Genomic DNA, 23,604 nt, shown 5'->3' with positions numbered 1-23,604 from the left:
GCATGGCCCGGTAACGACGAGCAATGCGTGCGCGACTGCTACCCGACAGAGCAAGGCGCGAGTTCAGCGTGACAGTCCCAGGAGGCGACGTTGGTGAGTACGACAAGACCAACATTCAGGTTGATTCTCACCATCCTGTTGCTGGTATCAGTCAGCGTCACCGTGGCGAACCCCGCGCATGCGGTGCAGCCGTTCAACAACGCCGGCGTGGCGGACGCCGGCCTCGCGGAACTGGGGACATCCCGCCCTACCGGATGGAACCAACCAGGCGAGTGCATCAAAAGCGTGCAACGCTGGGTCGCCGCGGCCGGAGGCTCCTTCGGAGGCGGTGGCGTTGTCAGCGGCTATGCGAACTCCGGTGCACAGGAAGTGTCGCTGCAGTCTGCCGTCAAAGGTGACGTCATCCAGTACACCAACGCGAACGGCAACGACCAGGACTGGTCACACGCCCACACCATGGTTGTGATAGCCAATCACGGCAACGGACGATTCGACGTCGTTCAATCGAACTCGCCGCCAGGTACAGGACTCGTCACGCGCGCCGATAACGCAATTCCCGCACCAGCAACAGGTTGGGTGGCGCGAGCCTGGAGGTTCGGAACCTTGCCGAGCGGCTCCGCCCCCTACCCCGGCGTGGGTACCGCCATGTTCAAGGGTAAAGCGACTCTGTCAGCAGGAGAATATCTGCATCCCAACGAGTACATTGCCTCCGAGAACGGGCAGACAGTGCTCATCATGCAGTCCGATGGCAACCTCGTTCTTTACCGGGGAAACGCCGCGGCTTTGTGGAGCAGCGGTACCAGCGGTCATCCGGGTGCGCGCGCGATTGTCCAGACCGACGGTAACATCGTCATCTATTCAGCCACCAGCACAGCACTTTGGTGGACCGGAACAACAGATGTAACCACGTTAGTCGTGCAGAGCGACGGGAATCTCGTCGGCTACTCCGCAGCCGGATCCGCAGCGTGGCAAGCTGGCACCGGCGGCCAAGACTCGCTGACATTCCTTGGTTCAGACCATCTGTCCGCTGGCCAACAAATTCACCCTCGCCAATACATCAAGTCGGCAGACAACCGGTACTTCCTGGTAGCTCAAAACGATGGCAACATCGTTCTGTACGGACCCGGGTACCATGTTCTGTGGACGACGAACACCGGCGGGCACATCGGCGGCGCCTACCTCGTCGTCCAGAACGACGGAAACGTCGTCGTCTATTCGGCGAGCAACACGCCACTGTGGTGGACGGGCACGAACAGCACAGTCATCCTCTGGCTGCAGACAGATGGCAATCTCGTTGGCCGCAACTCAGCGGATGGCCCGACTTGGACCAGTGGTACCAGTGGCCGGATCTGAACGAGCCTTACCGCTGCAGCACCTGACACAGTGGCGGATCACCCCAAGAGGGCGTGACGTGTCCTGGGGAATCAGGGCGGGGTTTGAGCGTCGGTGAGGCGTTGGCGGACTTCGGCGGCTTTGGAAAGATAGCCGGACTCATCGTAGATGATGGCGGCTTTCTGCCAGTAGGTGATTGCTTCGCTGGTGCGGCCGATCTGATGCAGACAGGTTGCCAGGACGTCGAGCGGCTCGGCGACGGCGTCGTGGCGGTCGAGCCGTCCCTTGTAGCCGAGGGCCATCGACTCGCGACATAGCTTGATCGCAGCCTCGGGATCGCCCAGCTGGCGCCGGGCACGTGCCAGATGCAACAGCGCCAAGGCTTCGCCAGGGTCTCGTGCTTGGCGGCGCAGGCGCAAACCGTGTTCGGCGTGTTCAAGGGCGAGCTGACTGTTGCCGAGTCCGAGATGTGCGATACAGAGATTGCCTTCCAGTACCGCTTCCAGGCGTCCGGCGTCGAGACCCCGGCTCAGCGGTAAGGCTCGATTCAGCCACTGCGCGGCCTGCTCGAACCGCCCTTGTTGAATCAACAGCAGACCTTGCGCATTGAGGCAGTACGCCTGTATTTCGATATTTTCCATTTCTTGAGCCAGCGTTGTCGCACGGTCGAGATCTTCTCGCGCCTCCGTCCACTGTCCCAAAACACAGGACAACTCACCGCGGCCGAGAAGAAGAATCGATTCCTGTGTGTGGTTTCCGGCGCGGCTCAACGCGGCGATCCCGGCCCCGTAGGCGTAAATCTGCTCGGACGGGTTGCCTGTGGAGCCGAGAAACCGGCAAGCGCGGGCAAGGGGAATGATGTAGTGGTCTAGCTGGTGTTTGTCAACGTACTGAAGCACGGCCAGGATGTTGGCGCGTTCTGCGGTGACCCATACCCAGGCCTCGTCGATATCGCCAATGGGGTGCGGATGGGCAGGTTCGGCCACGGCCATCAGCATCTGAGGGAACAAGCGATAGAAGAAGCGGTCGGCGGTGCCGACAGTGTGGACATAGAAGGTCAGCATGGATTCCAGTGCCCGGTATCGATCTTCGTCGGTGTCGTGACCACGAGCTTGGTCGGCGGCGTAGGCGCGCAGCAGATCGTGGAATCGGTACCGGCCACCGGCGGCCGGCTCGATCAAGTGGGCATTGGCCAATGCGGCCAGCAGAGGGCGGGTCTCAGCGGGCGGTAGTTCGGCGAGCGCGGCCGCCGCCGCGAGGGACAAGTCTGGGCCTGGGTGCAGGCCGAGACGGCGGAACAGCCGTGCCTGCGCGGACGGAAGCCGCCCGTAGGACCAGTCGAACACCGCGCGGACGGCGGCGCGCTCATCGCCGAACTCGCTGAGGACATCGAGCCGGGTGCGGTCATCTGCCAGTTCGGTGACGACGTCGGCGACCGTCAGATGCGGGTGAGCGGCGGCGCGACTCGCCGCTACCCGCAGCGCCAGTGGTAACCGCCCGCAGAACTGGACCAACTCACCGACGGCGTCCGGTTCGGCAGCCGCCCGATCGGCGCCCAGGATGCCGGACACCAAGTCGAGCGCTTCGGCTTCGCTGAGCAGGTCCAGGGTGAGGCGGTGAGCGGCGTCGGTGACGACGAGGCCGGTCAGGCTGTCACGACTCGTGACCACCGCCATGCACCCGGCGGTCCCGGGCAGGAGGGGCCGGATCTGCTCGGCGCTGTGAGCGTTGTCCAACAGGAGCAGCGCGCGTTTCCCCGAGAGCAGAGACCTCAGCAGTGCTGCCTGGGCGTCGACATCCGCGGGGATCGCGCGGGCCGCGACACCCAAGGCCCGCAGAAGACCGCTGAGGGCCTCACCCGCGGTCACGGGAACGCCTGGCCCATATCCGCGCAGGTTGATGTGCAAAGTGCCGTCGGGGAACCGGTGTTGTATCCGATGGGCCCAATGCAAAGCGAGGGTGGTCTTGCCCATCCCGCCGGCACCGTCGACCGCCGTGATCACCACCGACTGAGGTCGCCCATCATGCTGGCCAGGGTCAGGCGGGATCAGCGCGTCGAGCGCGGCCAGGTGGTCGGCCCGCCCAGTGAAATCCCGCACAGAACCCGGAAGCTGCCGGGGCACCACCCTTCCCGATCGGGGGCGCCCGGCGTGCTCTGTCCGGGTGTCCGGTGGAGCCGGATCCAGGCCGCCCGCCGGGTAGGGGTGGTCTGGCAAGGTGATCCAGCCAGTCGTGGCGATCTCCTTGACCTCGACCGGTACCGGGCGCCAACTCGCGGGCGCCGCACCGGGAGTGTGGCGGACGACGTCGTCGAACAACCAGTCCGACGCGATCACCGCCAGCAGCCCAGGAGAGGAGGCGAGTGCGGCCTTCAGCGGGGGTGCGTCACACAACCGGAACGCCAGCGTCAGCGATGACGACGTAACCCCGTGCTCGTCGTAACCGACTTCCCCGGCGTGCAAAGCGATCCGCAACCGGATCCGCTGTGCCTCCGGGTGTGTGTCGTTGTGCACCCGCAGCCGTGTCACCACCATCGGCAGGATCGCCTCGATGAACGCCGCCTTGTCCACTTCGCCCGGCACGAGCAAGAACACGGCGTCTCCGCGATCCTCCCGGTAACAGTCCTGCCATACCGTCTTCGCCGCGGTGAACGCGGCCTTCATGACTTCGTAGAGTCCATCGCGCACCGCCCGCTGATGTGGTTCCGTCCGACGCCGCTCACCGAACCCTTCGACGTCGGCCATGACGATCAAGTGATGTCGCGAACCCCGCCTCGCTGCCATCGCCGCCCCTCCGCTGCGTGTGCCACATCCCGGCAATCCACGACCAGGGTCCCAAGAACCCGGCGCGGGGATAAGGGCCGCTGAGCGATTCAGGACCTGCGATCATCGATTCGGAGCGGTCGCTCTGCATCACCTTTGTTCGAGCTGGCACAAGATGCTGGCCGACGCCGACCACTACTCGTCCACCGGGCCAACCATGAGCGGCGCCCGAGTTGAGAGATACCCGCCTTCGGGCCGGTCACCGAGAGTCGTTGACTCCGCGCACGACAGGAGCTTCGTGGTCGTCCTCACAACTTGACCGCTGCCGGACGAAAGTCACTGTCCGATCGCGTCCCCCATGTCGGCCAGTACGCGCGCCAACGCCTTCGGGACCCCGGTGCGCCAGCCACCGCCCATGATCCGGCGTGACATCCGCTGGAACTCGTCGTCGGGATCGAAGCCCTCGTGGCTCAGGAACAACCGGGTGCCCCGGCCTTCCGGCTCGAGTCGCCAGGTGACCGTCCACTCCGGACCCCAGCTGATGCTGAGCAACCGCTCCGGCTCGACGGCCAGCACTTCGCAGGCGACCGGGCCGCCGGCGAATCCGGCGGCGGGAACGGGGTCCGCTAGCAGTTCGAACCGGTGGCCCACCACGGGTTTGATGTCGTTCGGCATCCGAAGCCAGCGTTCCAGCAGGTCCGGTTCGGTCAGCGCGCGCCACACCTTGCGCGGTGGATGCGCCAGGAACTGGTCGACGTGGATGGCCGTCGGATCCTCGCCGTTCAGAAGTCCTCCTCGTCCAGCAGGTCACGCAATCCGTCCAGCTTGCCGCGCCAGTACCGCTCGTACGGCGAGAGCCAGTCCGAGACTTCCCGCAACGGGGCGGCTTCCAAGGAGTAGACGCGATTGCGACCCTGGCGCTCTTCTCGGACGAGCCCCGCCTCCCGCAGCACCCGAAGGTGTTCGGACAGACTGGGTCGCCGCATGTCGAAGCGCTCGGCGATCTCCCCCGCCGCCCGCGGGCCGCTGAGAAGGATGCCCAGCACCTCGCGGCGGGCGGGGTTGGCGAGCGCGGCGAAGACGTCGTCGTTGACCGGCACTAGCGCGGCCAGTTCCCGTAGCCCGACGGCTGGAGCAGCCCCATCACATTGCCGTCAGGATCCTTCACGGACGTCACGCGACCCCACGGCATTTCCTCCGCGTCCTCGACGTCGACACCTTGGGCGCGGAGCTCGGCGATGTCGGCATCGACGTCGGCGGTGCTCAGCTGGAAGTGCACCCGGGTGTCGAGATCGAGCCCGCCGACGGCTCGGTCGACCAGGACGAGCCCGGTTTCCGCCCTCTTGGGGCCGACCATGACGAACTGACCGTGTGGACCGCTGACGTCGACGAACAGATCGAAGCCGAGCTTGCCGACGTAGAAGTCCCGTGCCTTGGCCTGATCCGAGACCGGCACGGTGAGGAACTGGACGCGATCGATGTTCATACCGGCGACCATACGTAGGAGATTACCTACGTGTCAATCGACGGGTGCCGGGTATGCCCTGGATATGGCCGACACTCACCCCGATCCCGCTCTGCTCGGCATCTATCTCAACGACCATCTGGCGGGCGCGACCGCCGGCGCCGAACTCGCCAAACGGCTCGCCACAGCCGAACGCGGACAGCCGGGAGAAGCGGTGCTGAGCAGGCTCGCCGAAGAGATCGCCGACGACCGGGCCGCCCTGCTGACCTGCATGTCCGCCTTGGAGGTACCGGTGCGCCGCTACAAGACCGCGGCGGCCTGGGCAGGCGAGAAGGTGGGACGGCTCAAGCCGAACGGGCGGCTCGTCTCACGATCCCCGTTGAGCGTGGTGGAAGAACTCGAGCTGATGCGCCTCGGCGTCGAGGGCAAGGCGGCGGGCTGGCGGACCCTGCGGGTGCGCGCGGACATCGATCCCCGTCTCGACACCGGACGGCTGGACGATCTTCTCGACCGGGCGCGGCGTCAGATCGACGAGCTCGAGGAACTCCGCGTCCATGCCACAACGGCGGCCTTCGGGGGCTGATCACTCAGGATCCGATCCGGGTGTACTCGGCAATGTCGTCCCAGCGGAACACCGGCGTGTTCTCCAGATCCGGAAACGCCACGGCCATCCCGCGTTCCGGCGCCATCGACCACAGCACCGCGTCCGGCGAAGCCGCGTGCGCCGCCCAGGAGTCCGTCCACTCCGGGATGTAGCGCTCGTAGATGCGGCGGATTCGCGGGAGTTCCTTCGACTCGAGTCGGGCAGGTCCGGTCAGGCGCACCTGACGGACGTCGTCCGGCGGGGCGAAGGTCGCGACCATGACCGCGACATCACGACAGAGCCGGGCCGCGTCGAGGAACGGCGCCGGCCGACCTTCAGGTGTGTGGAACCAGAGCCGGTTTTCCTCGGCCACGAACCACATCATCGCCAAAGCGGGCGTGCCGCGGCGGGTCGTCGTCGCAACACTGGCCGGGCGTTCGCGTTCGCCCAAGAACCCTTGCACATCGAATCCCGGTCGCTCCATGGCGGCACCGTACAACCTCGACCTTGATAGAGGTCCAGAGATCGTGAGCAGGGCCGCAAACGGCTTGAGTTCACCTATGGGCGAGCTTTTAGCGTCATCGGCATGAACACGGAAACCACCGCACAGTCCCCGCTTCGCCTCGCTGTGATCATCGGCAGCGTCCGGCACGAACGGTTCGCCGACGCCATCACGGACTGGCTGCTGACCGAACTGGCCGCCATCGACGGCCTGGAGGTCGATCCGATCGACCTCGCCGACATCGATCTCCCGCTCCAGGGAACTCGCCCTGGCGGCACCGAAACGGTCATCAGCGGCAGGCTTCACGCGGCCGACGCCTATCTGGTCCTCACCCCGGAGTACAACCACAGTTTCCCCGCCGCCCTGAAGAACGCGATCGACTGGCATTTCGTCGAATGGGCGTACAAACCCGTCGGGTTCGTCGGCTACGGCGCCGGTTCGGGCGGTATCCGCGCGATCGAGCAGCTGCGGCTGATCTTCCCGGAGCTGAGGGCCACCACCACCCGTGACGCGGTACTGCTGAACGCGCCGTGGACCCGTCTGGGCCCGAACGGGTACGAGGCCACCGAAGGCGAGCGCGCCGCGCTGACCGCGACGATGACCGAGCTCGGCTGGTGGGCCCACACTCTGCGCGCCGGACGGGCCGCGGTTCAGGAGAGTGCGGCATGAACCGGCTGACCCGGCAAGAACTCCGTATCGCGGCGGTGATCGCACTCGGCGGGCTGATGGCCGTTCTCGACACCACGATCGTCGCGGTCGCGCTGCCGCAGTTCATGACGACCTTTTCCGCGTCACTCACCACGATCCAGTGGATCGTGACCGCTTACGCACTCGGCATGGTCGCGGCGATGCCGCTCGCGGCGACCTTCGCCCAACGCTGGGGAGCCCGCCGGGTGTACCTGGCCGCGCTGCTCGTGTTCGCGGCGTCGTCCGCGGCCGCCGGAGTAGCGGGCGACCTGGGATGGCTGATCGCCGCACGAGCGGTACAGGGCCTCGCCGGCGGTCTGATCAACCCCTTGGGAATGACCATCGGCTTCGGCGCGGTGTCGCCGGAACGCCGGGGCCGGATGACCACGATCACCGGGCTGCCCCTGCTGATCGGGCCGATCCTCGGTCCGTTGCTCGGCGGTGTCCTGCTGGACAGCCTCTCGTGGCGGGCGCTGTTCTTCATCACCGTTCCGCCCGCTTTGCTCGCCGTCGTGGGCGTGCTGCGGTGGGTGCCCGCCGAGACGCCGTCGGCCGAACGCACCCCGATCGACCTCGTGGGTGGTCTGATGCTCGTCCCCGGCGTCGTCGCGGTGGCCTACGGCTTCAGCGAAGAGAACACCGCCGTAGGGGTTCGCGCGGCGATCATCCTGATCGGACTGGGTCTCGTGGCCGTGTTCGTACGCCGGTCGTGGGGTCATCGCGCGCCGCTGCTGAACGTCCGTCTCCTGCGTGACCGGACGTTCGGGCGCAACGCCGCTGTCCTCGTCCTGTACGCCGCGCCGTACTTCGGCTCGATGTTGCTGATGCCCGCCTACATCCAGATCATGCGCGGGGACTCGACCATGGTCAGCGCGCTGATGATGGTGCCGGGCACGATCGGGATGGGCCTCAGCATCCAGTTCGCCGCCCGTGTCCTGGAACGCTTCGGCCCGCGGATCGTCGTCGGGACCGGGCTGGGCCTGGCGATCGCCTCGACCGGACTGACCGCGCTCGTCCTCACGCCCGATACGCCGTACACGGTGCTGGCGGTCTTGGGGGTGATCCAGGGAGCGGGCACCGGAGCGATCATGATGCCCACCATCGTGAGCGCCGGCCGGAACCTGCTCGGCCCGGACCTCGCGTCCGGTTCCGCGATCCTTCCCTTGGCCAGCACCATCGCGACCGCGGTCGGCACCGCGGCGGTGAGCGCGACGTTCACCGGGTTGATCGCGACGGCCACCGGAGGACGGGGTCTGGCGGCGCTGAGCGAACCCGCGGCCGGCGCGGCGCTCACCGCGGAGATCGTCTCCGCGTACCGGGTGACCCTCGTCGGTGTCCTCGCGATCATGGTGATCGCCCTGGTGGTCAGGCTGAGGACCCCGTCCGCCCCGGTGACGGAACCCGCCACAGTGGGGAGCACGGCATGACGACGCAGACCCCGGCCCGGCTCACGATCGGTGAGGTCGCGAGCCGGGCCGGGGTCTCGGCCAACGCCGTCCGGTACTACGAGCGCTACCGCGTGATCACCGCCGAGCGCACCGCGGGCAACGCACGCCGGTTCACGGTCGACGCCATCTGCCGGATCCGGCTCGCGGTCGCCGCCCAGCGGGTCGGGCTCAGCCTCGCCGAAAGCGCGAAGATCCTGGCCGAGATCCCGCCGATGTCCTCCGACCTCGAGAAGTGGTCCCAAGCCGGGCAACGACTCATCGACGCCGGCCGGGCCCGCATCGCCGAACTCACCACCGTGGTCGACGAGTACCGCACGCTCGGCTTCCTCACGAACTGAACCGGTATCGGCGCGCGAGCAGCACGCAGGTCCCGCTGAGCAGGGCGAGCGCGGTGATCCAGTAGCTGGGCGCCAGCGTGGAGCCGGTGGCCGAGATCAGCAGGGTGATGGCAAGCGGCGTGACTCCGCCGAAGAGGATCACCCCGACGTTGTAGCTGATCGACAGCCCGGTTCCCCGGTTGCCGACCGGGAACATCTCGGCCATGGCCGCGGGCAGGGGGCCCGCGTACCAGGCTTTGACCAGGCCCATCACCGCCAGTGCCACCACCAAGGTGACCATTTCCGGGACGGCGCGGATGAGCAGGAACAGCGGGATGGCGATGAGGGCGATGACGACGGCGGCCGCGGTGAGCATCCGGGTTCTCCCGATCTTGTCGGAGAGGTGCCCGGCCACGGGGGTGAACACGGTGAGGATGACACCGGTCACGAACGTCGCGGTGAAACTCGTCGACGGCGACATGCCGAGCTGCCGGATGGCGAACGTCGGCATGTAGGTGATCAGGTAGGAGAATCCCGTCGAGATCGCGATCATGCCCATGACCAGCAGCACCCGTGCCTTGTCGTTGCGCAGGAGCTCGACCAGCGGGCGGGCCGGTCCGGGGTCGGACGCGGCGCGCGCGGTGGTGAACTCGGGCGAGTCTCGCAGCCGGGTGCGGATGTAGTAACCGGCCGGGCCCAGGAGCAGGGCGACCGCGAACGGTATCCGCCAGCCCCACGCGTCGAACTGCGCGGGACTGAGGAAGGCGCTCGTGGTCGCGAGGAGTCCTGTGGCGAGCAGGACCGCGAACGCCTGGCTGGCGGTTTGCCAGCTCCCCATGAAGCCGCGCCGCCCGGCGTGACTCTCGACGAGCAGCGCGGTCGCGGAGCCGAACTCGCCGCCCGCGGAGAATCCTTGGATCAGCAGCGCGAGCAGCATCCCGATCGGGGCGAACACGCCGATCTCCTGATAGCCGGGCAGGAGCACGATCAGGAGCGAGCCGAGGGTCATCAGCCGGATGGCCACGGTCAACGCCGCCAGCCTTCCGGCCCGGTCGGCGTAGACACCCAGCACCACCGCGCCGACCGGACGGGCCAGGTACGCGGCCACGGCGGTCCCCAGCGCCAGCATCAACGACGTCACCGGATTCGCCGACGGGAAGAACTGCCGCGCGATGACGTCGGCGACCAAGGCGTAAGCGGTGAAGCTCAGCCATTCCAGCATGTTCCCCGTCGAGGCGGCCGCGACGATCCGGACAGTCGCGTTCATCGTCGTCCGATGCTGGACAGGACGCCGGCCGCGGTCACGATGCCTTGGTGGAACCGGTGCAGTTCGAAGTTCTCGTTCGGCGCGTGGTTGCGTTCGTCGACGTTCGCCAGCGCGATGCCGTAGCAGGGCAGCGCCAGACCGTCGGTGAGCGCCGCGATCGGCAGGCTGCCGCCCAGTGCGGGGACGGCCAGCGCCTGCTTCCCGTGCGCCTCGGTCACCCCGCGCAGCACGAGGTCGGCGTACGGCGCGTCCGGCAGGGTGCGGGACGCCTCCATGATCGCCCCGAAGCGCAGTTCGGCATGCGGCAAGTGTTTCTCGATGTGAGCGCGGAGCGCGGCGATGACCGTTTCCGATCGTTGCCCGCAAGCCAGCCTCAGATCGCAGCGCGCCACCGCGACGGACGGGATGACCGTCCGGTGCTCGTCGTTGTCTCTGCAGGTCAGCGAGTTGATGCTGAACGTGGGCGTCGCGAGTCGCTCGTTGACGTCCTGGCCGTGGCCCGCATCCATCCGGTCCAGTCCGGCTCCCGCGAGCATCGCGGCCGGGTCGATCGGCAGTGCCCGCAACGCGTCGAGCTCGGCGTCGGTCAAGGGCGTCACGCCCGCGTCGTAGCCGTCGACGGTCACCCGGCCGTCAGGGGCGCGCATGGTCGACAGCAGCCAGGTCAGCTCCCAGGCCGGATTCGGCGCGACGTTGCCCCAGTTCCCGGAATGCAGCGCGCTGTTCGCGCCGCGCACGGTGATCTCGAAGGCCACGGCACCGCGCACGCCGAGCGCGACAGTCGGCTCGTAACTGTCGTGCACCGGGCCGTCGCTCCACACCGCGAGGTCTGCGGCCAGTTCCTCCCGCATCGTCGTGAGCGTGCCGGTCAGATGCGGGCTGCCGATCTCTTCCTCGCCGTCGAGCAGGACGGTCACCGAGCACGGCAGACCCCCGTCGATGTCGCGCAGGGCCCGGAGTGCGAGGAGTTGCGCGAGATGCTGCCCCTTGTTGTCGCCGGTTCCGCGCCCGTACATGCGGCCGTCGCGGATGGTCGCCTCGAACGGCGGGCTGTGCCATTCCTCCAGCGGGCCCGCGGGCTGGACGTCGTAGTGCCCGTAGATCACCACGTGCGGGCGATCGGGCGGCCCCGCGGCGTGCCCGACGACCAGCGGCCAGCCGCCGGTGTCGACGATCCGGGCGTCCAGCCCGCTGCGTTCCAGCAGCTCCAGCGCGTAGGGCGTGGCCCGTTCCATACCCTCGCCCGTGGCGCTCACGCTGGGCACCGCGATCCAGTCGGCGAGCTCCTGCTCGTGCCGCGCCCGGTGTTGCCGCACGTATTCCCTGACCGAGTCCACATCGACTCCTCATCGATTTCATCGAGTGAAATTGATTTCGAGTATGCGAATCGATTACAGTGCTGTCAATGGCCGGACAGACCGAGCACCCAGCGGCGACACCCGACGAGTTGCGCGCGCTCTCCCACCCGCTGAGCTGGCGCATCCTGCGGCTGTGCCTGGACACGGCCTGGACCAACCAGCAACTCGCCGAACGCCTCGACGTCGCACCCGCCACGCTCCTGCGCAGGCTGCGAGTGCTGACGTCGACCGGATTCCTCGTGGCCGAGGAGCCACGCCGAGGACCCAAAGGGGCCTGGGAACATCCCTACCGGGCGACCAAAAAGACGTGGCGCCTCGACCTCGAACCGAAGAACGACCGCCACCTCACGGCCAAGGTCGACCTCGCCATCCTCGACGCGCACCGCGCGGAGATCAGCGAGAACGACCCGTCCATCCCCCAGCACACCCGCCGGGCCGTCCTGCGACTGGATCCGGGCGACCAGGCGGAACTGAACAGCAGGGTCGACGCGCTCCTCGACGAGTTCGCCGGTCGGGAGAAATCCGGCGGGACACCCATCGCCATCCTGTGGAACGCCGCCGAACGCCACGAGTCCCCCGGGTCCTGAGGCCGACTCACGCCGGTCTCGCGTGATCAGGCGCCGCACTCGTGTGATCAGAGGCGGAACTCGCGTGATCACACGCCGCACACGCGAGTTCCGGGTCCAATCACGCGAGTGCGGCGCTCGATCACGTGAAGTACGCGAAAAGGGCCGCCCCGGACGGGACGGCCCTTTTCGGATCTGTACTCAGCGCTGCGGCGGCGGCCCACCCTGCGGTCCGCCGAACGGACCCTGACGCGGGAACGGCCCGCTACCACCCGGCGCCTGTCCCGGAGGCCCCTGGTACGCGCCTCCCTGCGGACCGGCGGGCGGCTGGGGCTGCGGCAGCTGCGAGGGCGGCGGAGCCTGCTGCGGCTCCGGGGCCGCCTCCGGCTCCGGAGCGGCCTTGGGAACCTGACGCGGGGCCGGCGGCTCCTGCCGCGGCGTCGCGACACCGAGCGCAGGAACCTCCTTGCGCGCCACGGCTTCCGCGGCCGCGACGGCCTCGGCGACCTTCGGGTCGCTGGAGACGTCGAACCAGCCCTGGACCTCTTCGTCCTCGAGGTCCGGCTTCTCGATGTGGTCTTCCTTCGGCGGCTCGTAGCGGAACACGCCATCGTCGCCGGGGGCGCCGAGCGCGCGGGCGAAGCCCTCCAGGGCCTTGCCGTAGTCGCTCGGGATCATCCAGACCTTGTTCGCGTCGCCCTGCGCCAGCTGCGGCAGGGTCTGCAGGTACTGGTACGCCAGGACCTCGGGCGTGGGACGTCCGGCCTTGATCGCCGCGAAGACCTTCTCGATGGCCTTCGCCTGACCCTGCGCCTGCAGGTACCGCGCGGCACGTTCACCCTGTGCCCGCAGGATCCGCGACTGCCGCTCGGCCTCCGCGCTCAGGATCGCCGCCTGCTTGGCACCTTCGGCCGCGAGGATCTGGCTCTGCTTCTGACCTTCCGCGGTCTTGATCGCCGATTCCCGCTGACCTTCGGCGGTCAGGATCATCGCGCGCTTCTCACGGTCGGCGCGCATCTGCTTCTCCATCGAGTCCTGGATGGAGGGCGGCGGGTCGATCGCCTTCAGCTCGACTCGCGCGACGCGGATGCCCCACCGGCCGGTGGCCTCGTCGAGCACGCCACGCAACTGGCTGTTGATCGAGTCACGCGAGGTCAGCGTCTGCTCGAGGCTCATGCCACCGACGACGTTTCGCAGCGTCGTGGTGGTCAGCTGCTCCACACCGACGATGTAGTTCGAGATCTCGTAGACCGCCGCCCGCGAGTCGGTGACCTGGAAGTACACGACCGTGTCGATGGACACGGTCAGGTTGTCCTCGGTGATCACCGGCTGGGGCGGGAACGAGACCACCTGCTCGCGGAGGTCGATCCGCGCCCGCACCTTGTCCAGGAAGGGCACCAGAAACGTCAGGCCGGGAGAAGCCACCGTCCGGAACCGGCCCAGCCGTTCGATCACAGCGGACTGCGCCTGTGGCACCACCATGATCGCCTTGACCACGACGACGACCACGAACAACGCGAGCAGCCCGACGACGATGAACACCACTGTCTCTGACAACTACCTTCCCCTAACGTAGAAACCCTTTGCCGTGCTCACACCGCGGCCGAAACGACCGCCGTGGCGCCCGCGATCTCGACGACCGTCACCGACGTCCCCGGGGCGATCGGTTCGCCGTCGGTCATGCACCGTGCCGACCAGACGTCGCCCGCCAGCTTCACCTGGCCGCCTTCGCCGTCCACAGTGGACACTACTACCGCCCGCGCGCCGATCAGCGCGTCGGTGTTGGTCTTGATGTCCGGCCCCGACAGGAACCGGCGTTTGAGGGTCGGGCGGACGAGGGCGAGCATCCCGACCGAAGCGATGGCGAACACCGCGACGTCGATGAACGGGTTCCCGGTCAGCGCGGCCGAACCTGCCCCGAACAGGGCTCCGACACCGACCATGAGCAGGAACAAGTCACCCGAGAGCAGCTCGGCGATGATCAGGAGGATGCCGGCGATCAGCCAGATGAGAGCGCCTGTCATGCGTTCATGCTCCCAGATCGCGCCGATTCATACCGAAGAAGCGAAACTGACGTGACCGACGCGTGACCTTGAGTGACCCCACGCAAACCGGTCATTCAGGAGTCCTCGCCCGGGTCGGAGACGAAGTCGATGAGCCGCTCCACCGCTCCGATCAGCGGCGTTTCCAGATCCCGGTAGCTGCCGACAGCCGCCAGGACCCGCTGCCAGCCCTCCCACGGCTCACCCCATCCGAGCGCGTCGCAGATGCCCTGTTTCCACTCCGTGCCGCGCGGGATCTTCGGCCAGGCACGGATGCCGACCACCGACGGTTTCACCGCTTCCCAGATGTCGATGTAGGGATGCCCCGTGATCAGCACGTTCTCGTCGCGGATCCCGTCGACGATCCGGGACTCCTTGCTGCCCGCGACCAGGTGGTCGACCAGCACGCCGAGACGACGGCCGGGCCCGGTGCCGAAATCGCCGATGCAGTCGGACAGCACATCCACACCATCGAGTGGTTCCACCACCACGCCTTCGACCCGAAGGTCGTGTCCCCAGACCCGCTCGACGAGTTCGGCGTCGTGCTTGCCCTCCACCCAGATGCGCGAATCGCGCGCGACCCGGGCCTTGAGTCCCTGGACCTGGACCGACCCGGACGCGGAGATCCGCTTGGCCGGGGTCTTCGGGGCCGCCTTGAACGGCACCAGCGTGACCGGTTTGCCTTCGAGCAGGAAACCCGCGGGGTTCAACGGGAACACACGATGCTTGCCGTGCCTGTCCTCCAGCACGACGTTGCCGTACTCGATCTTCACCACGGCGCCGCAGTACCCGCTGGCCGGGTCTTCGACCACGAGGCCCGGTTCGGCGGGCACCTCGGGGATCTTCCGCTTGCGCGGACCGGACAGCACGTCGTCATACGAATGAGAGCGCACGGCGGACGACGCTAGCGGTGCCCCGGGGTCAGCGTCTCCCCGCCACGCCGGTCAGGCCGCCATCCGGAGCATCGCTTCGACGAACGAGGTCCGTTCACCCCGTTCGAGCGGGCGCATCACGAACAGCGGCGACAGCGCGACACACCACGCCCGGACGCGCTCGGCGTCGAAACCCGGCAAGTGCGGCGCGATGGCGTCGAAGCCGTCCTCGAGCGTGCCACCGGCGGCCATCGGCAGCGTGACCCAGTCGGCCAGATCGAACGACGGATCGCCGACGCTCGGACGAGGGTCGATGGCGACCGCGCCCCTGCCGGGCCCGCCGTCGAGAACGTTGCCGGGATGCAGGTCGCCGTGCACGATCGAGGTCCCTCCCCCGCTGGTCGCGAGGGCGAGTGCCCGCAGCCGGGCGCGATCGAGGGTTTCCAGTGACAGCGTCGCTTCGGCCACCGATCCCCGCAGCCCACGCTCGGCGAGCCGGTACATGAAGACGACACGGTCCTCCAGCGCCGAAAATCCGGACGGCGGCGTCACCGCGTGGATCTGGGTCAGCAGATCGCCGACTTCGGCCCACGGGACGTCCGTGCCGGCCTCCAGCAGCTGCGTACCGGGATCGATGCCTTCCAGCAGGATCGCACCGTCGGCGAGCTCGGTGGCGAGGACCTGCGCGACCCTCGAGCATCCGTCCCACGCCCGCAGCGCGGCGGCCTCGGACTCGGCGATCGCGTGCTCCGGGGTCAGCTTGAGGACCTTCTTCGCGCCGTCGTCCCCCACGCAGATCAAGGTGCGGCCGGTGTTGCCCGGTTTCGCGCCGACGACGGTGAGACCCCACTGCTTCGACAACCGCGCCACGAGCGCGGGCAGAGCGTCACACCAGGCCGCGACGCCTTCACCGAATCGCGTGATCAGGCGCGCGCGAGCCGGATCGTCGATCAGAACAACGGCCACGGGATGGCGCGCCAGTCGTCGCCCGGCTCGGGGAAGACACCCGCTGCCAGAAGCAGTTCGGTGCGCTCGGCCAGCGCACGGATCTCGAAGCCGGTGAGGTGCTCGCCGAGCGCGTCACCGAGCTCGCCGTCCAGCTGCTCGCGCAGACCGCGCAACTTGCCGACCTCGGCTTCGGTCAGCCGCTCCCCGATCCAGCCCCACAGCACCGTCCGCAGCTTCGGATCGGTGTGCAGGCAGATCCCGTGATCCACGCCGTAGATCCGGCCGTCGGCACCGGCGAGCACGTGGCCGCCCTTGCGGTCGGTGTTGTTGACCACGATGTCGAGCAAGGCCAGTTCCCGCATCCCCTGCCGGTCCGCGTGCGCGAGCACCGCGGGCTCACCGTCGCGATCGTGGGCGTGCAGTACGACGCGCCAGTCGTCCGGCAGCCCCTCCGGGGGCCGCACGTCGACCAGTTCCTCTTCGGTGGTCTCGATCCACAGCTGCACCATGCCGGGGCCGAACGGCCCGTCGCGCAGCACCGTCGGCGGGATCGCGCCGAGCCCGGAAGCATCGGCGACCATCGCCGTCGCGACCTCGCGGCCCGCGAGCGTCCCGTCCGGGAAGTCCCACAACGGCCGCTCGCCCGACACCGGCTTGTACACGACGTTGCCTGTCACGCCGTCGAGCTCGATCGTGCAGAACAGCGTGACGTTGGAGGCGTCGACGAGCCTGCCTTCGACGTCGATCTTGCCGCGCGTCACCAGTTCCCGTGAGGTCTCCGTCACCCTGTCAGTCCTCGAGGACGTCGACGTCGCGGCGGTACCCGTTCTGCCGCGGGCAGATGTGCCCCGCCGGATCGAGCGGCTCGGCGCACAGCGGACACGGTTTGCGGCCGGCGTTGACCACCCTGTCGGCTCGTTCGGCGAACGCGCGCGCCGCGCCGGGGGTCAGGAAGACGCGGACCGCGTCCGGCCCCTCTTCGGTGTCGTCCAGAACGACCGTTTCGTCCACCTCGCCTTCGGTCATCGCGAGCAGCTCGATGACGACGGCGCTGCTGTCGGCGTCCCAGCCGAGGCCCATCGTGCCGACGCGGAACTCCTCCTCGACCGGCACGGTCAAGGGGTCGACGTCGAGGAGCTCGTCGGGCGCGTCGTCCGGTACGTCCGCGCCGAATCGGTTGGCGACCTCTTCCAGCAGCGAGCTGAGCCTTTCGGCCAAGACCACGACCTGCTGTTTTTCGATCGTCACACTGATCGTGCGGACGTCCTCGGACGCCTGGAGGTAGAACGTGCGGTCGCCGGGCTCACCGACGGTTCCTGCGACGAACCGGTCGGGCTGGCGGAAGACGTGGATTACGCGAGACATGGCACCTTTGACCCTAGGCCACAGGCCCATGATCGGCATCCGCCGCCCCACGGTTCCGCCCAGGGCGAAACCGCTGGACAGAACAGCCCGTCCGAGCCGTGCCCCGGCCCGTCGCGGACAAAGGGGCGAACCTAGTCTTCAGCTGTGGTTGAGATCGCCCCTTACGGCACCTGGACGTCTCCCCTGTCAGCCGCCGATGTCGCGGCGTCGGGAGTCAGCGCGCAATGGCTCGGAACGGCGGGAGACGAGGTCTGGTGGGCCGAAGCGAGAACCGGTGAGGGCGGCCGCGTCACCCTCGTCAGGTCCCGCGAGGACGGCACCGTCGAAGACGTCCTTCCCGCTCCTTGGAACGTCCGGAACCGCGTCCACGAGTACGGCGGCCGCCCCTGGCTCGTACTCGGCGACACCCTCGTCTTCACCCACTGGGCGGATCAGCGCGTCTACCGCCGCGACCTGACCACCGGCGAGACGACACCACTGACCCCGGAACCGGCGACCCGGCACGGAATCCGCTACAGCGACCTCCGCCCCGGCCGTACCGGCGAGGTGTGGCTGGTACGCGAACGCAGCACCGGCGCCAGGCGCGTCGACATCGCCCGGGACCTCATCGCGGTCCCTCTCGACGGCGGCCCGGAACGGGTTCTGACGGCCAGCCATCACTTCCTCACCGCACCGCACCTGTCGCCCGATGGCGCGCGTGCGGCGTGGATCGGCTGGAACCACCCCGCGATGCCTTGGGACGGCACGGAACTGTGCGTCGCCGACCTCCGCGAGGACGGGACTTTCGGACCGCACCGTGTGCTCGCCGGCGCGGCCGACGTCGCCGTCTGCCAGGTCGAATGGGAGTCCGCGGACAGCCTCCTGGCGCTGCTCGACCCGAACGGCTGGTGGAATCTGCACCGCGTCGGGCTCGACGGCGCCGTCACGAACCTGGCGCCGTCCGAGCAGGAAATCGGCGGCGCGCAGTGGAAACTCGGCGCGCGCTGGTTCACTCCGCTCGGCGACGGCCGGTTCGCCGTCATCGCCTCGGGCAGGCTCGCCGTCCTCGACGAGGCGACGCGTGAAGTCACCCCGGTGGCGGCGGCCGCCGACCTGACCGCGTGGTCCACCAACGGTTTCGCCGTCCACGAAGGCGGCGTCGTCGGCGTCGCGGCAGGCCCGGAACGCGAAGGCTCCGTGGTGAAGGTCGACCTCGAACGTGGGACGGTGACCGAACTCGCGTCGGCGCCCGAACCACCGTCACCCGCCTACCTGTCGACGCCCGTGGAGCGGATCTTCAAGACCGACGACGGCGACCGGATCCCGGCCTTCGTCTACCTGCCCGCGAACGCCGACTTCACCGCCCCGGACGGGGAAAAGCCGCCGCTGTTCGTATACCCGCACGGCGGGCCCACCGGCCGGGACAGCGCGGTGCTCGACTACGAGATCGCCTACTTCACCAGCCGCGGGATCGCCGTCGTCACGGTGAACTACGGCGGCTCCACCGGCTACGGACGCGCCTACCGCGAGCGGCTGCGGGAGCAATGGGGTGTCGTCGACGTCGCGGACTGCGCCGTCGTCGCCGAATCCCTCGCCGCCGAAGGCACCGTCGACGGCGACAGGCTGGCGATCCGCGGCGGCAGCGCGGGCGGGTACACCTCCGCCGCGTCACTGACCACCACGACGACCTACCGCGCCGGCACCGTGATGTACCCGATCCTCGACCTCGGTCAATGGACCGGGGACGGCGGCGAGACACACGACTTCGAGTCCCGCTACCTCGACGGGCTGATCGGGCCGCTGCCGGAGACCGAGCAGCGCTACAAGGATCGCTCGCCGATCAACAACGCGGACACGCTCGCCGGTCCGCTGTTGTTCCTCCAGGGCCTCGAGGACGAGATCTGCCCACCCGAGCAGGCGGACCGGTTCGTGGCGGGGCTGGCGGGGCGGGGCATCGATCACGCCTATCTGAGGTTCGAGGGCGAGCAGCACGGCTTCCGGAAGGCGGAGACGATCGTGGCCGCGCTCGAAGCGGAGTTGTCGTTCTACGGCCAGGTTTTCGGCTTCGAGACGCCCGGCGTCCCGAAGCTCCGGTTGAGCCGGTGAAGCCGCCGAAGACGCGGCCCGGCGACACGATCGCCTTGGTCGCCCCGGCGGGTCCGGTCCCCGCGGAGCTCGTCGAGAAGACACTGCCCGTGCTGCACGGCTGGGGTGTCGAGGTCCGCGTCGGCGAGTGCGTCCGCGCGGCCCCCACCGGCTACCTGTCGGCCCCGGACGCGGTGCGGGCCGCCGAGTTCACCCAGGCCTGGCTGGATCCCGGCGTGACCTGTGTCCTCGCCGCCCGCGGCGGCTACGGCTCGCAGCGGATGATCGACCTGGTCGACTGGGCGGCGTTGCGGGCGACCGGGCCCAAGACGTTCGCCGGGTCGAGCGACGTGACCGCGCTGCACCGGGCCGTGAACGTCCACTTGGGACTGGAGACGCTCTTCTCCCCCTTGCCCGCGACCACGCTGTTCGACGCGGTGGCCGCCGAGCACCTGCGGATGTCGCTGTTCGAGCCGGACGGGATGCGGACGATCGCCTCGACGACAGGGTCACCACTGGTTCCGGGCACCGCGACCGGGACACTCATCGGCGGCAACCTCGCCCTGCTGGCCTCGGGCCTCGGCACTCCCGAGCAGGGTTCGGCACGGGACGCGATCGTGCTGCTGGAGGACGTCACCGAGAGCGCGTACCGGATCGACAGGATGCTGACCCAGTTGCTGCGTTCCGGCTGGTTCGACGGCGTCCAGGGGATCGTGCTGGGCTCGTGGACCGCGTGCGGCGATCCCGAGGCGATCCGCGAACTGATGCTCGACAGACTGGGGCCGCTCGGCGTGCCGACGGTCTGGGACTTCGGCTTCGGGCACGTCCCGGCGTCGCCGACCATTCCCCTCGGCGCCCGTGCCACCCTCGACGCCGACACGGGCACGCTCCTCGTTTTGCCATAACGGCAACGGGACTGGCGGATTCGGCCATACCGGGGCATCTTTCGGTCATGGACTCCACACAGCAGTTCTGGGAAGACTTCTACCGGGACAAGGACCAGGTCTGGAGCGGGAAGGCGAACCCGCTCCTGGTGCGCGAAGTCGCCGAGCTGACGCCGGGCGCGGCACTCGATCTCGGATGCGGCGAAGGCGGCGACGCGATCTGGCTCACGCAACGGGGATGGCGGGTCACCGCCGTCGACATCTCGGACGTCGCGCTGAAACGTGCCGCCGGGCACGCGGCCGAAGCCGGCGCCGACGGCATCGTCTGGGAGCGCCACGACCTGGCGAAATCGTTCCCGGAGGGCAGCTTCGACCTCGTCTCCGCGCAGTTCTTCCACTCCCCCGTCGCCGTGGACGGCGAACGGGACAAGGCCCTCCGGCACGCCTCCGAAGCAGTGGCGCCGGGCGGCACGCTGATCGTCGCCGGCCACGCGGGCTGGCCGACATGGCTGGAAGAGCCACCACACAAGGACTTCCACTTCCCGACACCCGCCGAAGTACTCGAAACCCTGGCTCTGGCCGACGGGTGGACCGTGGAGTTGCAGGAAGTGGTGACACGCGACTTCCCGGGGCCGGAGGGCCAGCAGGGAACGCGTTCGGACAACGTGCTCCGCGTGCGACGCTCGGCGTAGGTACCGTTGCCGGTATGCGGTTGACGCCTGCGGAGGCCAGGTCCCGGTTCGAGGGCGAGCGGATCGCGAGGCTGGCGACGGCAGGCTCGGACGGCCTGCCTCACCTCGTGCCGGTGACGTTCGTCGTCGAAGGCGATTCGGTCGCTTTCGCGATCGATCACAAGCCGAAGAGCACGACGGCGTTGCGGCGGCTGAAGAACATCGCCGGGAACCCCGTGGTCAGCTTCCTGACCGACTGCTATGACGAAGACTGGGCCGAGCTGTGGTGGGCACGGGCCGACGGCGTCGCCCGGGTGCTGACCGATCCCGAGGAGCAGGCACTCCCCGTTCGACTGCTGCGGGAGAAGTATCCGCAGTACGGGGCGCAGCCCGCTCCGCATGCCGTGGTGAGCACGCTCGTTCACTCTTGGAGCGGTTGGCGTGCTTCTTCCTGAGCTTCTTTGTCGTGTTGCCGTTCCACGGCAACACGATGCCGATCGCCGGGCCGTATAGGTCGTTATACAGTTTGGTGCTGTTCCGTGAAGGACTCCTTGAGAGGCCCTGGGTCCCTCGAAGTTCCCTCACCCGACCCGGAACAACACCTCTAGCCCCAACGACATCACCAACCACGGCAGCGCCGCGTGAAGGCCCCCTTCACTGCATTAGACGCAGTGAAGGAGGCCTTCATTTGTTTACCGTCGCGCGAGTCACCGTCCTGAAACCTCCACACCCGGACCCACACACACCAGCAGGTCAGCAAACACAAGCCCGCTAAGGGGGCCTTCACGTACTTCAAGCAAAGTGCCCACCATCGGCACGATCAGCGATCCAGAGTCAGGAACGCGGAGCTTCGGCGGGCAGGAACTGCTCCACCGGCTTCCCCCGCCAAGCCGCGATGATCCCCAGCGGATCCGGCCGCAGCAGCGAGGCGGCCGCGTACACACTCGCGGCGACGACGCCCGCCATGAACCACCAGTCGTAGAGCGCCTGCTCCCCCGTCGGGTAGTACACCAGCGTCACGAACACCGAGACCGCGACGACGACAGCGAGGTTCCGGCGGCGCCACTCGAAGGCGGACAGGACCACGAAACCCCAGGTCAGGTACCACGGCAGCGAGGGCGGCGGGACGATCGCGCCGGCCAGCAGAACGATCGCCATCCGGTGGATCGCCGGGTTGCCGCCGTCGCGGGCCAGCCACCACTGGCGGCCGATGAAGACGGCGAGGCCGACCCACGCGATCGCCCGGAACACGGTGACGAACGGCGAGACCTCGACGTCGATCACCAGGTTCACCAGCGTGTAGAAGATCTCGCCGATCCCGGTCGGGAAGTTCATCCAGTTCGCGATCAGCGTCGGCGCCTTGAGGCCGGTCAGCCAGCCGAGGTTGACCGAGCCGAGCGAGAGCCAGGTGCCCGCGACGAACACCGGCAGGAAGATCCCGACCGAAGCGGCGCCCGCGCGGAAGAAGTTGGCCACCTTCCGGTCGCCGGGCAGGTGGTTCGCCCAGACCCAGACCAGGAACGGCAGCGCCAGTGCCGCGGTGGGTTTGATCAGCATGCCGATGGTGACCAGGACGATCGCGACGACGTGCTTGCGCTCCAGCGCGGCCAGCACGCCGACGGTGAGGAAGCCCAGCATCAGCAGGTCGTTGTGCGGCCCGCCGACGAGGTGGATCACGGTCATCGGGCTGGCGATGGCGAGCCACAGGGTGATCGGCAGCTTGCCGCCGAGGTGTTTGACCAGCCGCGGCAGCGACCACAGCATCCCGGCCAGGCCGATCATCAGCACCAGGCGGGTCGCGATGACACCGGCGATCATGTCGTTGCCGGTGACCGCCACGATCCCCTTGGCGATCAGCAGGAACAGCGGGCCGTACGGCGCGGGGGTGGTCTGCCACAGCGGGTGGACGTTCTGCACGACGTCCTGCAGCACGGCCAGCTCGGCCGGGCCGTTGGCGTACGGGTCGAGACCGTTGAGCAGCTGTGCGCCCTGCGCGAGGTAGGAGAAGACGTCGCGGGTGAACAGCGGCGGCGAGACCAGCAGCGGCGCCATCCAGCAGGCGGCGGCGATCACGATCGGGCGGCTGCCGATCCGGCCCGCCAGCGCGTAGCGGCCCAGCCGGACCCAGGCCCAGATGATCAGCGCGAAGCCCGAATAGAGCATCGTGTTGGCCAGGATGCGGCCGTGGCCGTAGCGGATCCACGACAACGGTCCGTGGCCCAGGATCGGGTCACGGATGAGGATGCCCCCGGCGCCTAGCGCGGCCAGCATCAGCAGCGTGCTGCCGATGGTTCCCATCGCGATCGTGCGGTACGGGAACCGGGATGGCACCCGGAGCCGCTCGCCGAGCGAACCGGCCGAGGGCGTCTGCGGGGTGTCTGTCGTGGTCGCCATTTCGAGATTGGAGGTTACACACCGCGCCTGTGCGAGTGCGCGGCAATGGGTGTTTCCCGCGTCGGACACGGGAATCG

Annotated in this window: 24 protein-coding genes; 10 read left to right on the top strand and 14 right to left on the bottom strand. The window is 68.3% G+C overall.

Going from position 1 to position 23,604, the window contains the following annotated elements; all coding sequences use genetic code 11:
- Positions 1-120: 120 nt before the first annotated feature.
- A complete protein-coding gene (locus HDA45_RS41105; RefSeq protein WP_184904833.1) occupies positions 121-1,353 on the top strand; it encodes a hypothetical protein in 1,233 nt (410 codons plus the stop codon).
- A gap of 71 nt (positions 1,354-1,424) precedes the next feature.
- Here HDA45_RS41105 and HDA45_RS41100 read toward each other — a convergent pair whose 3' ends face one another.
- The 4 genes from HDA45_RS41100 to HDA45_RS41085 all read right to left on the bottom strand — a co-directional run bounded on the left by HDA45_RS41100 (position 1,425) and on the right by HDA45_RS41085 (position 5,580).
- On the bottom strand, positions 1,425-4,076 hold the full coding sequence (locus tag HDA45_RS41100) for an ATP-binding protein (RefSeq protein ID WP_246480951.1): 2,652 nt from the start codon (positions 4,074-4,076) through the stop codon (positions 1,425-1,427).
- Positions 4,077-4,430: 354 nt separating this feature from the next.
- Complete coding sequence (locus HDA45_RS41095; RefSeq protein ID WP_281401075.1) at positions 4,431-4,838, bottom strand: SRPBCC family protein; 408 nt, start codon at positions 4,836-4,838, stop codon at positions 4,431-4,433.
- A 38-nt stretch (positions 4,839-4,876) separates the two neighbouring features.
- Positions 4,877-5,194, bottom strand: a complete 318-nt coding sequence (locus HDA45_RS41090; protein WP_184904829.1) for a metalloregulator ArsR/SmtB family transcription factor — start codon at positions 5,192-5,194, stop codon at positions 4,877-4,879.
- The gene (locus tag HDA45_RS41085; RefSeq protein ID WP_184904827.1) at positions 5,194-5,580 is read right to left on the bottom strand and encodes a VOC family protein; all 387 of its coding nucleotides are present in this window, start codon (positions 5,578-5,580) and stop codon (positions 5,194-5,196) included. The genes HDA45_RS41090 and HDA45_RS41085 overlap by 1 nt, the downstream gene beginning before the upstream one ends.
- A gap of 64 nt (positions 5,581-5,644) precedes the next feature.
- Here HDA45_RS41085 and HDA45_RS41080 point away from each other — a divergent pair, with 64 nt between their 5' ends.
- Entirely contained in the window at positions 5,645-6,142 is a 498-nt protein-coding gene (locus HDA45_RS41080) for a hypothetical protein (RefSeq protein WP_184904825.1), read from the top strand.
- 4 nt (positions 6,143-6,146) lie between these two features.
- Here HDA45_RS41080 and HDA45_RS41075 read toward each other — a convergent pair whose 3' ends face one another.
- Positions 6,147-6,626, bottom strand: a complete 480-nt coding sequence (locus HDA45_RS41075; RefSeq protein WP_184904823.1) for a pyridoxamine 5'-phosphate oxidase family protein — start codon at positions 6,624-6,626, stop codon at positions 6,147-6,149.
- Between the two features lie 102 nt (positions 6,627-6,728).
- Here HDA45_RS41075 and HDA45_RS41070 point away from each other — a divergent pair, with 102 nt between their 5' ends.
- Genes HDA45_RS41070 through HDA45_RS41060 form a run of 3 tightly spaced genes read left to right on the top strand, consistent with a single transcriptional unit; the run spans position 6,729 to position 9,117 of the window.
- Entirely contained in the window at positions 6,729-7,313 is a 585-nt protein-coding gene (locus HDA45_RS41070) for an NADPH-dependent FMN reductase (protein WP_184904821.1), read from the top strand.
- Complete coding sequence (locus HDA45_RS41065) at positions 7,310-8,758, top strand: DHA2 family efflux MFS transporter permease subunit (protein ID WP_184904819.1); 1,449 nt, start codon at positions 7,310-7,312, stop codon at positions 8,756-8,758. Before HDA45_RS41070 ends, HDA45_RS41065 begins: the two co-directional genes overlap by 4 nt.
- On the top strand, positions 8,755-9,117 hold the full coding sequence (locus HDA45_RS41060; RefSeq protein ID WP_184904817.1) for a MerR family transcriptional regulator: 363 nt from the start codon (positions 8,755-8,757) through the stop codon (positions 9,115-9,117). The genes HDA45_RS41065 and HDA45_RS41060 overlap by 4 nt, the downstream gene beginning before the upstream one ends.
- On the opposite strand, the gene HDA45_RS41055 is transcribed toward HDA45_RS41060, so the two are convergent.
- Together HDA45_RS41055 and HDA45_RS41050 are read right to left on the bottom strand one after the other, a co-directional pair.
- The gene (locus HDA45_RS41055; RefSeq protein ID WP_184904815.1) at positions 9,107-10,363 is read right to left on the bottom strand and encodes an MFS transporter; all 1,257 of its coding nucleotides are present in this window, start codon (positions 10,361-10,363) and stop codon (positions 9,107-9,109) included. The genes HDA45_RS41060 and HDA45_RS41055 overlap by 11 nt on opposite strands.
- A complete protein-coding gene (locus tag HDA45_RS41050) occupies positions 10,360-11,700 on the bottom strand; it encodes a M20/M25/M40 family metallo-hydrolase (RefSeq protein WP_343072271.1) in 1,341 nt (446 codons plus the stop codon). Before HDA45_RS41050 ends, HDA45_RS41055 begins: the two co-directional genes overlap by 4 nt.
- A 68-nt stretch (positions 11,701-11,768) precedes the next feature.
- On the opposite strand from HDA45_RS41050, the gene HDA45_RS41045 reads away from it, so the two are divergent.
- Positions 11,769-12,308 carry a winged helix-turn-helix domain-containing protein gene (locus HDA45_RS41045; RefSeq protein WP_184904813.1) on the top strand — a complete coding sequence of 180 codons (540 nt, stop codon included), beginning with the start codon at positions 11,769-11,771 and terminating at the stop codon, positions 12,306-12,308.
- Between the two features lie 180 nt (positions 12,309-12,488).
- Here the strand turns inward: HDA45_RS41045 and HDA45_RS41040 are convergent, their stop codons facing one another.
- From HDA45_RS41040 to HDA45_RS41015, 6 genes are all read right to left on the bottom strand, one after another.
- Positions 12,489-13,832: an SPFH domain-containing protein gene (locus HDA45_RS41040; protein ID WP_184906546.1), complete on the bottom strand. Its 1,344-nt coding sequence runs from the start codon at positions 13,830-13,832 to the stop codon at positions 12,489-12,491.
- A 47-nt stretch (positions 13,833-13,879) separates the two neighbouring features.
- Entirely contained in the window at positions 13,880-14,311 is a 432-nt protein-coding gene (locus tag HDA45_RS41035; RefSeq protein ID WP_184904811.1) for an NfeD family protein, read from the bottom strand.
- Positions 14,312-14,406: 95 nt separating this feature from the next.
- Entirely contained in the window at positions 14,407-15,222 is an 816-nt protein-coding gene (locus HDA45_RS41030; RefSeq protein ID WP_184904809.1) for a DUF3097 family protein, read from the bottom strand.
- 51 nt (positions 15,223-15,273) lie between these two features.
- Entirely contained in the window at positions 15,274-16,167 is an 894-nt protein-coding gene (locus tag HDA45_RS41025) for an aminoglycoside phosphotransferase family protein (protein WP_184904807.1), read from the bottom strand.
- A complete protein-coding gene (locus HDA45_RS41020; RefSeq protein ID WP_184904805.1) occupies positions 16,152-16,934 on the bottom strand; it encodes an SCO1664 family protein in 783 nt (260 codons plus the stop codon). Before HDA45_RS41020 ends, HDA45_RS41025 begins: the two co-directional genes overlap by 16 nt.
- Before the next feature lie 4 nt (positions 16,935-16,938).
- Complete coding sequence (locus HDA45_RS41015) at positions 16,939-17,514, bottom strand: DUF3090 domain-containing protein (protein ID WP_184904803.1); 576 nt, start codon at positions 17,512-17,514, stop codon at positions 16,939-16,941.
- A 144-nt stretch (positions 17,515-17,658) separates the two neighbouring features.
- On the opposite strand from HDA45_RS41015, the gene HDA45_RS41010 reads away from it, so the two are divergent.
- From HDA45_RS41010 to HDA45_RS40995, 4 genes are read left to right on the top strand one after another with little or no spacing between them, the layout of a single operon-like run.
- Complete coding sequence (locus tag HDA45_RS41010) at positions 17,659-19,599, top strand: prolyl oligopeptidase family serine peptidase (protein WP_184904801.1); 1,941 nt, start codon at positions 17,659-17,661, stop codon at positions 19,597-19,599.
- Complete coding sequence (locus HDA45_RS41005) at positions 19,596-20,483, top strand: LD-carboxypeptidase (protein WP_184904799.1); 888 nt, start codon at positions 19,596-19,598, stop codon at positions 20,481-20,483. Before HDA45_RS41010 ends, HDA45_RS41005 begins: the two co-directional genes overlap by 4 nt.
- A 47-nt stretch (positions 20,484-20,530) precedes the next feature.
- Complete coding sequence (locus tag HDA45_RS41000) at positions 20,531-21,154, top strand: class I SAM-dependent methyltransferase (protein ID WP_184904797.1); 624 nt, start codon at positions 20,531-20,533, stop codon at positions 21,152-21,154.
- A gap of 14 nt (positions 21,155-21,168) precedes the next feature.
- Positions 21,169-21,588 carry a TIGR03668 family PPOX class F420-dependent oxidoreductase gene (locus tag HDA45_RS40995; RefSeq protein ID WP_184904795.1) on the top strand — a complete coding sequence of 140 codons (420 nt, stop codon included), beginning with the start codon at positions 21,169-21,171 and terminating at the stop codon, positions 21,586-21,588.
- Between the two features lie 379 nt (positions 21,589-21,967).
- Here the strand turns inward: HDA45_RS40995 and mptB are convergent, their stop codons facing one another.
- Positions 21,968-23,527 carry a polyprenol phosphomannose-dependent alpha 1,6 mannosyltransferase MptB gene (gene mptB / locus HDA45_RS40990; RefSeq protein ID WP_184904793.1) on the bottom strand — a complete coding sequence of 520 codons (1,560 nt, stop codon included), beginning with the start codon at positions 23,525-23,527 and terminating at the stop codon, positions 21,968-21,970.
- Positions 23,528-23,604 lie beyond the last annotated feature (77 nt).

Source organism: Amycolatopsis umgeniensis, from assembly GCF_014205155.1.
Taxonomy (GTDB): domain Bacteria; phylum Actinomycetota; class Actinomycetes; order Mycobacteriales; family Pseudonocardiaceae; genus Amycolatopsis; species Amycolatopsis umgeniensis.
The sequence above is the reverse complement of the archived record's forward strand: the minus strand, read 5'-3'. Positions and strand labels throughout refer to the sequence as shown.